At 64.9% G+C, this 13,640-nt stretch carries 10 protein-coding genes and 1 pseudogene; 5 read left to right on the top strand and 6 right to left on the bottom strand.

Annotated elements, in window-relative coordinates:
* Window positions 1–61: 61 nt before the first annotated feature.
* From ACIRVF_RS30800 to ACIRVF_RS30790, 3 genes are read right to left on the bottom strand one after another with little or no spacing between them, the layout of a single operon-like run.
* Window positions 62–988, bottom strand: coding sequence for a glycosyltransferase family 2 protein (locus tag ACIRVF_RS30800; RefSeq protein WP_402824981.1), 927 nt, complete (start codon window positions 986–988; stop codon window positions 62–64).
* Window positions 985–1,701 (bottom strand): class I SAM-dependent methyltransferase, encoded by a 717-nt coding sequence (locus ACIRVF_RS30795; RefSeq protein WP_402824978.1) that lies wholly within the window; start codon window positions 1,699–1,701, stop codon window positions 985–987. Before ACIRVF_RS30795 ends, ACIRVF_RS30800 begins: the two co-directional genes overlap by 4 nt.
* A gap of 42 nt (window positions 1,702–1,743) precedes the next feature.
* A complete protein-coding gene (locus ACIRVF_RS30790; protein ID WP_402824975.1) occupies window positions 1,744–3,090 on the bottom strand; it encodes a hypothetical protein in 1,347 nt (448 codons plus the stop codon).
* Between the two features lie 431 nt (window positions 3,091–3,521).
* Between ACIRVF_RS30790 and ACIRVF_RS30785 the strand changes: the two genes are divergently transcribed.
* On the top strand, window positions 3,522–4,667 hold the full coding sequence (locus ACIRVF_RS30785) for a multiprotein-bridging factor 1 family protein (RefSeq protein WP_402824972.1): 1,146 nt from the start codon (window positions 3,522–3,524) through the stop codon (window positions 4,665–4,667).
* Between the two features lie 18 nt (window positions 4,668–4,685).
* On the opposite strand, the pseudogene ACIRVF_RS30780 reads toward ACIRVF_RS30785, so the two are convergent.
* A pseudogene (locus ACIRVF_RS30780) lies at window positions 4,686–5,225 on the bottom strand (NUDIX hydrolase); the annotation flags it as partial.
* 141 nt (window positions 5,226–5,366) lie between these two features.
* On the opposite strand from ACIRVF_RS30780, the gene ACIRVF_RS30775 reads away from it, so the two are divergent.
* Together ACIRVF_RS30775 and ACIRVF_RS30770 are read left to right on the top strand one after the other, a co-directional pair.
* On the top strand, window positions 5,367–5,633 hold the full coding sequence (locus ACIRVF_RS30775) for a hypothetical protein (RefSeq protein ID WP_402824969.1): 267 nt from the start codon (window positions 5,367–5,369) through the stop codon (window positions 5,631–5,633).
* 144 nt (window positions 5,634–5,777) lie between these two features.
* A complete protein-coding gene (locus ACIRVF_RS30770) occupies window positions 5,778–5,921 on the top strand; it encodes a hypothetical protein (RefSeq protein WP_402824966.1) in 144 nt (47 codons plus the stop codon).
* Between the two features lie 186 nt (window positions 5,922–6,107).
* Here ACIRVF_RS30770 and ACIRVF_RS30765 read toward each other — a convergent pair whose 3' ends face one another.
* Together ACIRVF_RS30765 and ACIRVF_RS30760 are read right to left on the bottom strand one after the other, a co-directional pair.
* Window positions 6,108–7,073 carry an HNH endonuclease gene (locus tag ACIRVF_RS30765; RefSeq protein ID WP_402824963.1) on the bottom strand — a complete coding sequence of 322 codons (966 nt, stop codon included), beginning with the start codon at window positions 7,071–7,073 and terminating at the stop codon, window positions 6,108–6,110.
* Window positions 7,073–8,779, bottom strand: coding sequence for a hypothetical protein (locus ACIRVF_RS30760; protein ID WP_402824960.1), 1,707 nt, complete (start codon window positions 8,777–8,779; stop codon window positions 7,073–7,075). The genes ACIRVF_RS30765 and ACIRVF_RS30760 overlap by 1 nt, the downstream gene beginning before the upstream one ends.
* A gap of 511 nt (window positions 8,780–9,290) precedes the next feature.
* Here ACIRVF_RS30760 and ACIRVF_RS30755 point away from each other — a divergent pair.
* Window positions 9,291–11,501 carry a sigma factor-like helix-turn-helix DNA-binding protein gene (locus ACIRVF_RS30755; RefSeq protein ID WP_402824957.1) on the top strand — a complete coding sequence of 737 codons (2,211 nt, stop codon included), beginning with the start codon at window positions 9,291–9,293 and terminating at the stop codon, window positions 11,499–11,501.
* Window positions 11,498–13,639: a DEAD/DEAH box helicase family protein gene (locus ACIRVF_RS30750; RefSeq protein WP_402824954.1), complete on the top strand. Its 2,142-nt coding sequence runs from the start codon at window positions 11,498–11,500 to the stop codon at window positions 13,637–13,639. Before ACIRVF_RS30755 ends, ACIRVF_RS30750 begins: the two co-directional genes overlap by 4 nt.
* Window position 13,640 lies beyond the last annotated feature (1 nt).

The raw sequence follows: 13,640 nt of genomic DNA, 5'->3' as shown, positions 1-13,640 counted from the left end.
TGGGCCCCCTCCGGGCTATTCGGCCTCGGGCACCTCTACAGCGGGCTCCCGGTAGCGACTCCTACGGAATTCCCAGCGCCTCGTACGGGCTCGACAGAGAGAACTCGCGCTGCTCCGCGACGATCTGAGCCTGGTGGAGATCGAAGTTCGCCATGTGCAGGAGGTCGTCGAGGCGCGTTGGCTTCTGACTCAGCAGGTCGCGGGCGATCTCGGCAGCCCCGTCGTTCCGGTCCAGTCGGTCCCGGAAGAAGTCCAGGTTCTTCTCCACGACGAGGAGAGTCATGTCGAGCTCCGAGACCGTCGCGTCGGACACTCGCTCGACCCGTGAGTGCACTCGGTACTCGTGGAATGGTCCGGCCACGCATCGGATGGTATTGCCGGCCCCTCGCCTGTGCCGGCTTGCCAGCAGATTGACCGCGAAGGCCCAGTCTCCCCACTTGAGCACCTTCGGGTCGTACAGCCCGCATTCGAGAGCGTCGGCCCGTCGGCAGAGTATCGACGTCGGGACGTGGTGCTTGCGCACCACCAAGTCCTCGCGGCACGGGTACGAGGAGATCGTGTACCCCTCGAAGGCGCCGATCATCCACGACATGGTGTGCACGAAGGCCGTATCGGCATCAGCCTCGAGGATCTCCACCGCCCGGTCCGGATAGGACCCCTCCCTGAGGAGATACGGGTCGGTGGCCAGCCGGTCGTCGGCGTCCACCTGCATCACGTACTCCATCCGCGCGGCTGCCACGCCGGTGTTCCTGGCTACGTGGTGCCCTTGGCGCTGTTCGAGCCGGACGAGGCGTACGCCGGACAGTTCGGTGCAGGTGCCGATGGCCTTGAGGGTCGACTTGTCGTCCGACCCGTCGTCCACGATCACCACCTCGTACGGGCGCTGAAGCGGCTGCCCGAGAACAGACTCCACGGCCTCGATGAGATAGTCACCCGCGTTGTGGCAGGGGACAACGAAGCTGACACCTCCGGAATCCGTGATGGTCATGCCGTCTCCCTTCCACTCGTGGCCGCGGGGCTGACCGGAGCCGGGAACCTGCGCGACGCCACGACGGTCGCGCGAGTCGCTTCGAAGTAGCTGCGCCCCGAGCGCGTGTCCTGCTCGGTGTGGTCTTCCCATCGCACGGAGACGTCCCAGCCGTCGTAGATTCGCTCCAGCGCACGGCCGAGGGTGTCCGACGTGTACCGAGCCTCGCCCTCGATGTGGATCTGCCCGCCACGGGCGTCCGTCCGGGAGATCGCGGTGAAGACCTCCAGGTAGTGCAGGTTGACCGATCGGGAGCTGCGGACGGCCCCGGTGAGCAGACGTTCGACGTCGTGCTGTGACAGGTAGTGCAGGACGTCCTTCGCGACGAGCAGGCCGAAGTCCTCCTGGACCGCGTACTTCTCGATGAGGGACTCCACCACGGTGACCCGTTCAGCCAGGTCCTTGTGCGGCAAGAGCCGGTGGAGCAGCGGCTCGGCCGGCGCCTGGTCCACCGCGACGACGGTGAACCCGGCCTCCGCCAGGGCGATGGTGTACGTCCCGGCGCCGTACCCGAGGTCCAGAGCGCGGCGCGGAGTGTCCGCGGGGAGGGAAGCCAGAAGGGCGAGGAACCGTGCCGGAACGGGAGCGCACAGCTTCTCGCCGGTGCTCCGGCCGTTCCGTAACGCCTCCGCGTAGTAGGCGTGAAGCGACGCCTTCGAGTGCTGTACAGACAAGGGAGCACCACCTGAGGTTGGAGGGACGAGCGAGACAGGCGCCTAGAACTCGTCGATCTCGACGGCCCGGCCGGGGGTGAGCAGAGAGGAGGCCAACGCCTCGGTGACCTTCATCGGCAGCAGGTGCGCGGAGAGCGAGCTCCTGTTCTCGGTCCCCTGCAGCCAGTTCTCCATGAGCTGCCTGTTGCTGTCGCTGTGGAACAACCCGTCGAACGTGTTGACCGACGTGTACCGCTCGTTCGGCAGCAGAGAAGCGTTCGCTCGCGTGGTCAGCCGGGCGAAGGCGTCGATCTTGTCCGCGTTCTGCCCACGGGGCACGTCGTAGCAGTGGACGTGTGCGGAGTAGAGGGTCGACAGCTGGGCTTCGAGGTCGACGCTCGAAGTGCGCCCGTTCTTGTTGTAGACGTCATCCGGGAGGTCCTGCCAGCTGCGGATGGACGGCGTCGTCTGCTCGAAGGACAGTGTCCCGACGGTCAGTGTCCGATCCGACGCGACATCGACCAGGCGGAACGTGGCGGTGATGTCCGTCTCGCCGAAGGAGTGCGCCGCGGTCTCGGCGTACGGCCAGCGCGGGCTCCCGTCCTCGAACCGGCTGGCGGTCGGATTCGGGATCCGGAGGTGCTGGTCGGTCGGGAAGGCGCCGAACGAGCTGACTTCGAGCCTGAAGCGGCGGTCCGGAAACACGAGCTTGTTGAGGGACAGGCACTGCACGGCGAGATCGATGTAGTGGTACGCGCCGTGCATCACCATCCCGTAGCCGTACCGGTAGGGGTGATCGTCCCGCGACTCGTACTCGTGCTGGAGATTCCACACACCGCCGGCGGCACGCAGGTGAAATGACGTGACGGGGGCCTGCCATTCCCGAACCCGCTCTTCGAGCGAGCGCAGCAACTCCCCGTTGTAGATGCGGTGGTACCGGCTCAGCGTCATCACGGAGTGGTTGGCACCGGTACGGCTGGCCTGAGCGATGAGCTCCTGCATGACCTCGGTGATCCGGGCCGGCGCGAACCGGCCGTTCACCAACGGAGCCAAGACCGGCTTCTCCACCAGCGAATCTATGCCGTTCTCGACGCAGTAGCGCAGATAGGCTTCGTGCGCCCGCACCTCGGTCGCGATGTACACCTTCATCGGCAGCTCAGGCAGACGAAGCTGCCCGATCGCGGCCTCGATCAGTTCCGGTTGCCTCCGCAGCGCGGTGGCACCGCTTCCCGCCGCGGGAAGGTAGACGACCTCCCGGGGCTTCAGGTCGACTCCGTGGATGCGTTCCTCGATCGTCGACCGTTCCGATTCCAGGTCGATGATGGAGTACGAGTCGACATGGCCGGCCTCGATCGCGTCGCGGATGCAAGGCAGGTACTTGTTCGCGACGATCTCGTCGAAGCCGACCACTACGAGGTTGTGCCGAGGTGTAGCGGGGCGGGCATCGCGAATGGCAGATCGCCCCATCGGCTCCTCGGCCCGGCGGAGGGCCGGGCGCCTGGGGCCCAGGGGCGCTGTCACCTGGGACGTTCGAGAGTCGGTTCTCATCCGGATTGCTCCCACTCGTGCTGTCACTGCCCGGAGCCGTTCCGAAGCAGACGGGGTGTCGCCGAACACGCATTGGCGGTTCGGTGAGTGATCTCCAACGTGCCGCCGCCTGAGGGGATCCGGACGAACCTCGGACCGGCGGGCAGCTCATTGATTAGCGTGGGAACAATGGAAGTTGACTGAGCGCCAGGCTGGTAGCCAACCGTCCCTAACGTCTGCGAGTTAACCCTCGCTGACCTGCGGCAACACGGCCAGGACGGGTCAATCGGCACGATCAAGGGGTGGGCCGAGGAGTGTCAGCTCAGTTGCGGCAGGCTCGGAAGGAGCGGGGCTGGTCGCAGGAGCGGCTTGTCCACGAGATGGAGCGGCACGCCCGCCAGCATCTCCTCGACATCGCCTCGACGGCGAGCCTGCGCGTCTACGTCTCGGAGTGGGAGAACGGTCGCCGACCGATCGGCCCCCTGTACGCCTCAGTGCTTCGCGCGCTGCTCGGGCTCACCGACCGAGAACTTCTCGGCAGCGGCGCGACAGGTGGCGAACCGCTGGCCGTCGACGGCTACGACGAACTGGTCGGCCGCATCGAAGCGGCGCACAGTCTCAGCCTCGGCATGGTGGACACCTTCATGGCCCAGACCGAGCTCCTGCGCACGGTGGACCGCCAGATGGGCGCTGCCGCGCTGGTGGACCAGATGCAGGCACACCTGACAGCCCTGGAGGATTCGCTGACCTTCGCCGTGTTGCCAGCCACCAGGGAGCCCATCGCTCGGGCACTCGCCGGGGCAGCCACGCTGGCGGCGTGGCAGGCACTCGACGTCGGTGCCACGGAACGAGCCTGGCGTCACTACGAACTGGGCAAGCGAGCCGCCGCCGAGGCGAAGGAGCCGATGTACCTGGCGCACGCCATGGCCGAGCAGGCGTACGTGTTGTCGGCTGCCGGAAAGAGTGATCTCGCCGTACAGCTCGTCCAGGAAGCGCACCGCTCCGTTGGCACCAGCGCCTCCCCTCGGCTGGCCGCATGGCTGCACGCTGCCGAAGCCGAACTCCTTGCTCAGGCCGGTCAGACAGAAGCCTGCCGACGGTCCCTGGACCTGGCAGCGGCCACTCTCCCCGCCGGAGCTTCAGACCGAGACCCGGACATGTTGAGCATCTTCCTCAACGACGGTCACCTGGCCCGGTGGCGAGGTAACGTCCTCGCCCGCCTGGGCGACGACGCCGCGATGAGCGACCTGTACGACGCGCTCGGCAAAATGGACGCGACCTTCACGCGGGCGACCGCCGGCCTGCACTGCGATCTCGCCCAGGCTCACCTCGCCCGAGAGGAACAGAACGAGGCCATGAACCACCTCCGTCAGGCGCGGCTCCTGGCCAGCCGCACGGGGTCGGCCCGCCAACGCGCCCGAATCGACCAACTGGTCGGAAAGTTCGAAGCATCGCGATGAGGGTAGTGATCTCCCCGGCTATCCATGCCTACGGGAAGCCAGGACATGCAGGAGCGCCACCAAGGTTCCCGAACCCATGAGCTTCCCCTCCGCCATGAGCTTCGGGATCTCGGACATCGGCACCCACGCGACGTGGCCGGCCTCCTCGCCGTCCTCGGGCGCGCCCACGAGGGCCGCCCCCTGGCCGACGAACACCTCGTGCGGCGAGTCCACCATGCCGACCATCGGCTGGAAGGTAACCACGTGGTCGAGGTGATCCGGTCGCCAGCCGGTCTCCTCCTCGACCTCGCGCAGAGCAGCCCCCAGACCATCCTCTCCGGGATCGACGATGCCACCGGGAAGCTCCCAGCCCCAGGACTGCGGCACGAAGCGGTACCGCCAGAGCATCAACACGCGATCATTGGCATCCAGCACCGCGGCTATGGCCACGCGCTTCAACCGCACGACGTGATGCTCGAAGCGCGCCACGCCAGGCGGCTCAACGTCCACGAGCGCCAGTTGTACCCATGGGTTGTCATAGACCACGCGGTCGCCGTGGATCTTCCACGGCTCGAGCCCATCGGCCTGAGTGCTCATCAGCAATCACATCCTGGGAAGGTGACAATGGGCCTAGTTGACCACACCTGAGATCCGGCAGCAGGCGTCCGAGATCGTCATCACCACCCCGCTCATCGAGGGCGCTGACGGCACGGCTCCAAGATGCCCAAGTCCAAGGGCAACCACCTTGGCCTCTCCTCCTCTCAGGACGACATCTTCGGCCGTGTGATGTCCATCCCCAACCACCTCGTCGCGCCCTACCTCAATCAGCTTGCCGAGTGGACCGACGAGGAGATCGCCACCGTCACCGCGCACCCCATGGCCGTCAAGCGCATTCTCGCCGGCGAGGTCACCGCCAACCTCGACGGACTGAAGGTAGCTGAGCCGCGCGGAGTACACAGCCCGTTTCTCCACGCGGACCTCCGGTGAAGCGCAGAACCTCCCGGCCATCTCCCTCGAGGAGCACGCCGAGACTGCTCTGGTCACCCTGCTCACCCAGGTCCTGGGCTTCGCCCCAGCAACTCCGCCGCCCGCCGCGTCGCCGCCCAGAACGGCCTCCGTCTCATCGCGGAGGTGGACGGCGAGCAGCACACCACCCAGCTCGACAAGGAGGCTACCCGCCAGCGGCTGTCGACCCTCGTCAGCAAGGACGACATCGCTGGCGAGGTGACCTTCTACCTCAAGACCGGCCGCAAGATCGCCCGCATCGACGCGTAAGGAGACGTCACGTGATGGTGGGGGCCGCTCGGCCCCCACCATCACGTGCGTGCTGAAGAGCTGCTGCGATCAAAGGGAGTGTCGGTGAGGGGAGTACCCGGTACGCCCGACCAGCAGGCGCGACCTTGAGGCCGCTGTTTTCGCTCGTTGCCCTCGGGCCATGCGAGAGGTCACCCAGTGGGATGGTCAGCGAGAGCTACTAGTCATCGAACTACGTAGTCTCCCCGGCCCGACCCAGCGCTTGTCTTTCCAAGGATCATGCTCAGGGCAATACACAGCAATGTTCGAGGGCGACAGGGCGCCGAACTCGTTGCGCGGTCCACCGAACAGCTCGCTGTTCTCGATGCGGGCCGAACAGCCCGCCGAGAATTCGCATCTCTTCCGGGTAGCCACCGTGCGCAATATCCATAGCGGCTGGGGAATCGTCACCGGGCCGAGCAGCGGGTGAGAGAATGCGCCGTAAAACCATTGGGCAGAGTCGTAGATATTCGAAAAACGGTTCTTGGTCGAGTTGCACCAGCCGCAAGCCAGCCGCAGGTTCTCGATGCCGGTCTGGCCGCCGTCGGCGACAGGGATGACATGGTCGACCTCAATCTGCAGGTGAGGGCTCCTCAGTCCACGAGGTCGAGTGAAATCCACAAATCGAGGCACTGGAGGCACCTCCCTGCTGAGCCCGAGGAATTTGTCGCGCGCCTGACTAGTGAACTGATAACCGCACAGGTAGCACCGAGGATCAGGTTGACTGTCGGACCATATTGCCTCGCGCAACGCAGCATTGATCGGCTCCCGCACCCGTGAACGACGAGAGAGCACGATCTGCCACGCGAATCGGGTCAACGGCTTGGCGTACTCCTGCCTCTCATCCTTGGGTGAAGTCGGTGCCATCTGCTCGAAATGACGCAGCACCGCCCTGTGCAGATGGCCGATGTTGCGTTCGCTCTCGGCCACATACGGGGCGAGGTCAACGATGCTCTCCACGAACCATCGGCCCCACGTCACGGCTGCGTCCCCTCGGAGCAGCCAGCCACGGTCTCCGAGCATCCCCTCCGGGATTGCATGATTGGCCAAGTGCTTTACGGTACAGTCCGACCAGTTGTCGTCAGCGACCTTCTGTACCCTCGTGAAGAACTCGCCGATCTCCTGAGGCTGCATCACGCCTTGGCTGCCGGGTTGTAGCTGGTTACCTTGGGCAAGGACTCCGGGTTCTTCCGATACTCCGACCAGAGACTCGCCCAGGTCCTGCGAATCACAGGAGTGTCCTTCTTGATGCCGCGCCCCTCCATGCGCCAGTCGCGGTCGAAGTACGTCCGGTTCACGCCCTCCAGCCACTCCGTTATGGTCGTGTGGACATCATCGAGGCTATTCAGCGTCTGCTTCAGCGTTGTCAGATACTCGAAGTAATCGGCGGCGAGGATAGTCAGGCTGATCTTGTTGAAGAGATTGCTCTGAGTGGAGCCCCAGGCATTATGGGCCTCTAGGTCGCCAGATCCGAACTCATCCCGGATCCGCGTATAGAAGGCAATGAAGACCGACCGCCAAGGCCCGTCAGGTTGCGCCCACGCAGCTGCCTTCTCCTCGAATGTCTCGAAATCCGAGACAAATGCACTCTCCCCAAGGAGCTTCTTCTTCCAAACGTCGGCGTAGTCGTTGCGCTGTCCGAAGAGCTTCCCTCCCGAAAGCTGCCGGAAAATACTCACCAGATCCTTCAGGACATTCCACTGGAGGTAGCCCTTTTGGTCTCCGGCCATACCGGTCTGGACCCACCCCTTGAACGGGCTGGAGTCATGCCGGGTGAGGTAGGCGACAGCCTGGGAGTCATCCAGCTTGATGCCGGCGTTCTGCAGCCGTTGCGCTACCGGCTCCAGCTCCTCGCGACTCAGGCTCGTCGACACGATGGTCCCGAGCAACGCTTTCCCCATGGGGGTGGCTTTCTGGTTCACCACCACGAACTGGAAGACGTGCTCGCTGGGGCTGGGGTTGAGCAGCAAGGACACTGGCAGTCGGCGGGCGTTGGCGGTGAGGTAACGCTCCTTGGCCTGGTCGGCGTCGAGGCCATCCTCGACAGCGTTGAGGAGGAATTCCTCGCCCTCCGGACCGTTGGCCTTCTGCTCGGCTGCCAATACGGCACCCTTGAGACGGTGCTGACCGTCCACGAGCATGATGGGCTTGAGGTAACTCAACATGGCTTCGCGACCGAAGCCGATGAACTCATCCGGGATCGTGCCCGGATCCATCACCTTCAAGACATTGATCCGACCACGGAGCTCGGTGTAGAAGTCGATGAGATGGGTCTCGTCCGTCAGCAGGACACTCGCCGCGTCCGAGTTGTCGCCGGCCGGCGACACCGAGACATCATCCTCGCCTTCCAGATCCTCGTCGAGACCGCCGTAGAAGTCGTGTTCCTCTCGCGCCCGCCGCGAGATAGCTGCAAGCTTCTCAGGGTCGAGCTGGGTCTCCTTGAGATCAGGCACACGGGCTTCGAGACGCTGCACGACACGAGTCATGAGGTCCAGCAGGGATTTCCCGGAGAAGTCCTCGCTCGTGATGCGGATGACGCCGAACTCGCTGTGGCCATCGAGGGGTACGAACGTCGCTGCGGAATCTGACTGTGGAGCGGCGAGGAGTGGGTTCTGCACCACGTTACGCTCATCGCGGTAGAAGCTGGAGATCTCACGAATGCGTGGTCGGCTCTCCTCGCGCTGGAAGCCGATGGTCTCCTCGTCCGCGAGTCGGCTGCGCTGCGGAATCCCGACCCATGACTCAATCTCGGTGGCAGGCGCTGCGAAGAAGACTAGGGGCGTGCCGTCGTCCGTCTGTCGCGTGATGTGCGCGGGGTACTCGAACGCGATCTCAGACACTCATTGCCTCCAGCATGACCCGGTGCGTGCGGGTATCACGGTACCCGACGGTGAGTCACATCCGGACGGGCGGAAGGACAGTACTACTGCGAGGCTCGGGCGCCTCCGCGACGGCGCCCAGGACGGTCACGCTGCGGAACATCCGAGTCAGCGTTCGGCGGTAGCGGTGATCCGCGTCAGCAGTCGACATCATCCGGTCACTGTCCGGTCCGCGCCTTACTGGGACTGATCCTGGTCACTCGCTACGCGGCGGGGCGTTCAGGGCTGTGGGCTGGCCACCACGTACAAGCCGGGTACGGAGTGGCCGAGCTCCCCCAGCGCTCAAGACGCGGCTTCGCACCGATCGGCGCAGGGGCGGCCGGCGGCAACGACGGTCTCGCCGACGGTGCTCCAGCCCAGTCTCCTCGACGGAATCCACTGAACCGCCCCACGAGTCAGGTCAATCGATCAAGATGTTGTGTCGGCGTTCACCGATATAAAGAGCGAGACCCAAGGAGGGAGTGACCACCGCATGACCAACGACTCCTCGTTCCCCGATCCGCGTCCGCGCAGCTGGCTCGACGCCTTCCCATGGCTGAAAGGCGCTGCGGACTCTGGCACCGATACGTGGTGGAACGACGTCATCGACGACACGGATGAAGCCGTGCGTCGGCAGCGGTCGGCTCAGATCTCCGAGCTAGCGATGGCACACCTGACCCAGTGGACCATAGAGCAGATCTTCCCCGGGCTGGCGCCTGACGTCGACCTACACCAGTTGCAGCTACCTGCCCGTGCGATCAACGCGCTCATCCAGCACGACTGCTCTCGGGCCGGCGATCTGGCGGGCATCACGCTCGACGGGATACTCGGCTGGCGGCAGGTCGGCGTCGGCACGGTCGACGCCATCCTGCAAGGACTGGCGGACGCATCAGCCTCGGTCACGACGCCTGCGGTGATGACGGACTATCACGTAGTTCACTCAGCGCCGCAACCGCAGGTTGAGCAGGTCCGGCTGCCGAAATGGATGTCGACATCGGTGGACGACCTCTCCCAGATCGCGACCTGGTACGCCACCATCGGCCTCCCCGGTCAGCCTCTACTCGGCACGCCGCTGCCCCCCGGAGCTCCGGAGGAGATTCTCCGGGCCCGTCAGCGACTCGAAGCGCTCAGGGGCGAAGACATCCTGGTCGCCGACGAGCGCGATATGGACGTGGCAGGGCTCCTCGACGAAGCCCTTCGACTGCTCGACCCTCGCGCCGCTCAGATCTTGTCTGCCCGACTCTTCGCCGACAATCCCGTCACCCTGGACGAGATCGGCAAGAACCTCGGCGTGACTCGGGAGCGGGTGCGCCAGATCGAAGGCAAGGCGCGTGGTGCGGTGCTCGGCTTCCTGAGTGACGGCGGCCCGCTCGAACTCGTTGCCGAGGCCGTCCGCGGTCTGATCGGCACCATCCGTCCACTCGACGACCTGGTCACCCTCATCCCTGCGCTGAGGAGGACGGTCGACGCGGTTGGTCAGCCCGCCTGGCGCGTCTTGGACCGCCTCGATGACGCCTACGAGATTGCGGATGGGTGGTGCGTTGCGCCCACCATGACGGCCGCGAGAACGATCACACAGACGCTCTTGCAGGAGCGAGCTGACAAGTATGGCGTCGTACGCCTCGACAGCCTCGACCTGATCGAGGCCAGCCAGCTCGAGCGCCTACCGGAGCTGACGGCGTCTTGGCTGACGCACTGCAGCTACATCAACCATGGCGATTTCGTTCTCACCCGGACTCAGTCGGTCGGCGACTACGGTGCGGCGATCCTCTCGGTCGCAGGGACACCGCTCAGCGCCCAAGAGATCGTGGACCGCTTCATCGTTGAGCGGAGCAGTGGATCGCTCCGCAACGCCATGAGCCAGGACGATCGCTTCGAACGAGTCGACCGTGACCGCTGGGCCCTATCGGAATGGGGCATGGACTCCTACGCCGGAGTTCGCTCGCTCATCCGGGAACAGGTGGCGCGCGGTGGAGGCCATGTCGGCCTGAACGACCTCATCGAGTACATCACGGGCAAGTACAGCGTCACGGCCAGCAGTGTGGTTGCCTACGCCAGCTCGCCGCCGTTCGAGAATCGGGACGGCATCGTTCGCCTGGCGGCCGCTGGTAGGGAGAGCCGGAAGTCGCCGGCGCGAACCCGGCGTCTGTTCCGCCACGAGGGGGCTTGGGCGTACCGCGTGCGCATCACCAAGGACCACCTCCGCGGGAGTGGCTTCGTCGCGCCGATGGCGATCGCCAGCATCCTTGGGCTGCAGTTCGGCCAGACCCGCCAATTGGAGTCGCCGCTCGGCCCACAGGCCGTCAGTTGGACCGGCACTCAGCCATCGTTCGGAACGATCCGACGGTTCCTCATGGACAGCGATACCGCTGCTGACACCGACGCCTTCGTAATCGTCCGAGATGACGGGAGCTTCACCTTCGACCCTGCGCGCGAGCTGGCAGGTGATGCCCTCACGGACGCGCTGAGTTTGATCGGTGCCCCTGGCGCGCTCGACGTCGCCGAGGCTCGGGAGGCGCTGGCAAAGGCGATCGGGCTCCCGAAGGACTCGCCAGTGACCAGCGTGATCGGCGGCTATAGGGAGCGCGGGGACAGCGACATCGCCGATCTCCTTACCGGCGTTCGTGACATCCTGGAGACTGGTCACCACGTCGAGCGCGTTGCGCCGACCGTGGACGTCGACGAGATTATGGATCTGTTGTGACTCCGCCCACGTCCAGTCTTCGCTCACTCGCCCTGAGTGATCGATACCGCAGTGACCAGGAAGATGTCGTCGCGAACTTCTACGTGCCGGCGTTCTCGGTGGCGACGACCTACAGTCGGGCCGTCGGCTACTTCACATCGACGAGCCTTGCCCTGTTCGCCCGTGGCATCGAGGCTTTCGCCGAGCGCGGCGGCACGATGAAGCTGGTTGCTTCCCCGCATCTCAACGAAGACGACATCATCGACATCGAGCGCGGTTACGACGTCCGCGAGGTCATCGAGCGGGCGACACTGCGTGAGCTCGAAATCGAGCAGCGCGAGACGGTCCTGGACGGTCTCGGACTCCTCGGGCGCCTGATCGCTGAAGGCCGGCTGGACATCAAGCTGGCCTTCGTCGAACAGGAGGGACGCATCGGCATCTACCACGAGAAGATCGGGGTGTTCCGTGACGCGGTCGGTGACCTGATCGGGTTCACCGGGAGCAGTAACGAGACGTACGGCGGCCTGATGGCGAACTTCGAGTCCGTCGAGGTGTACCGGGGCTGGGTGACGGGTGATGGTGCTCGGGCGCTCCGACTCGAGGCGGACTTCCAGGCTCTGTGGTCCAACCAGACGCCGCACCTCAGCGTAGAGCGGTTCCCAGATGTCGCTCGCGATCGTCTCATCGAGCTGGGGAGCGACCGGCGGCGGGCCGCCCTGCCTGGACGCGACAATGCGCTCACACCGTCGCCCGTCGTCACGACGGAACCGGCACGGCTGACAATTCCTGAGTGGCTGACGAAAGATGTCCGTGGCTACCAACGGGAAGCGATCGAGTCATGGCTGACGCACCGGGGCCGCGGGATCCTCAAGATGGCAACCGGCACTGGCAAGACAAAGACGGCCATGATTGCCGCGACCCAATTGGCCAACGTCCTGCGCCAGCGTGAGGAGCCGCTGATCGTCCTGGTCCTGGCACCGCTTCAGCACCTCGTCGATCAGTGGCTCACTGAGGTCGAATCGTTCGGCGTCCGCCCGGTCGCTGTTTACGAGTCCAGTCAGAAGTGGCTGCCGATCGTCGAGGACCAGATCAACGAAGCCCGCATGGGACAACGTCCGATCGTAGCGATCGTCGCGACGAACTCGTCGTTCGCCGGCGACAGGTTTCAGTCGGTGCTTTCTCGGATCTCCCAGCCGCTGATGATCATCGCTGACGAGGCTCACAACCTCGGCTCTTCAACCTATCGCTCGGCACTGCCGCCCAACGCAACCTACCGCCTGGCGCTGTCGGCGACCCCGGAGCGTTGGTTCGACGATGAGGGTACCGACGCGTTGATCGATTACTTCGGCCCGATCGTGTTCGAGTTGGGGCTTGGCGCGGCCATCGAGATGGGCGCACTGTGCCGTTATCTCTACATGCCGCGTCTGATCGAGCTGAATGACTACGAGACCAACTTGTACGTTGATCTGACTAGTCAGATTGCCAGGCGGCTTTCAGCTGGCGACAGCCTCAGGGACGCGGATCCCGACTCCCCGATGGGCTTCCTCCTGCGGCAGCGAGCAAGTGTCCTCGGGCATGCCGAGGGAAAACTCGCACAGCTACGGTCAGACGTCAGTGCACGGGCCGATTCGTGGTTCCAGCTCGTCTACTGCGCCGAGGGGCGGCGCCCGATGGAGCCGGGTGACCCGCCAGGAGCGAATCAGCTTCGGGACGCGATGAACCTGATCGGCAACCAGTTGAACCTGTCCGCGCACTCCTACGTATCGGAGACACCGCGGGCAGAGCGCAAGGTTTTGCTCCGGCGCTTCGGTACCGGTGACGACCTGCGAGTGCTCGTCGCGATGCGCTGCCTCGACGAGGGCGTCGACATCCCGGATGCCCGTGTCGGCTATCTGCTGGCCAGCAGTAGCAACCCGCGGCAGTTCATTCAGCGCCGTGGGCGCCTACTGCGCCGGGCGGACGGTAAGGAGAAGGCTGAGATCCTCGACTACCTGGCGGTTCCGCAATCGGGAACGCCGATCAACTTCGACGTCGAGCGAGCTCTGCTGAAACGTGAGCTCGAAAGGGCCAATGAGTTCGGCAAGTTGTCGGAAAACTACGAGACGACGCTCGAGGTACTGCGACCGCTCAAAGAGCGCTACCAGCTGATGGACATGTAGG

Source organism: Kitasatospora sp. NPDC101157, assembly GCF_044768255.1.
Lineage (GTDB): Bacteria > Actinomycetota > Actinomycetes > Streptomycetales > Streptomycetaceae > Kitasatospora.
Note: the sequence above shows the minus strand (reverse complement) of the source record. Positions and strands in the feature narration are given on the sequence as shown.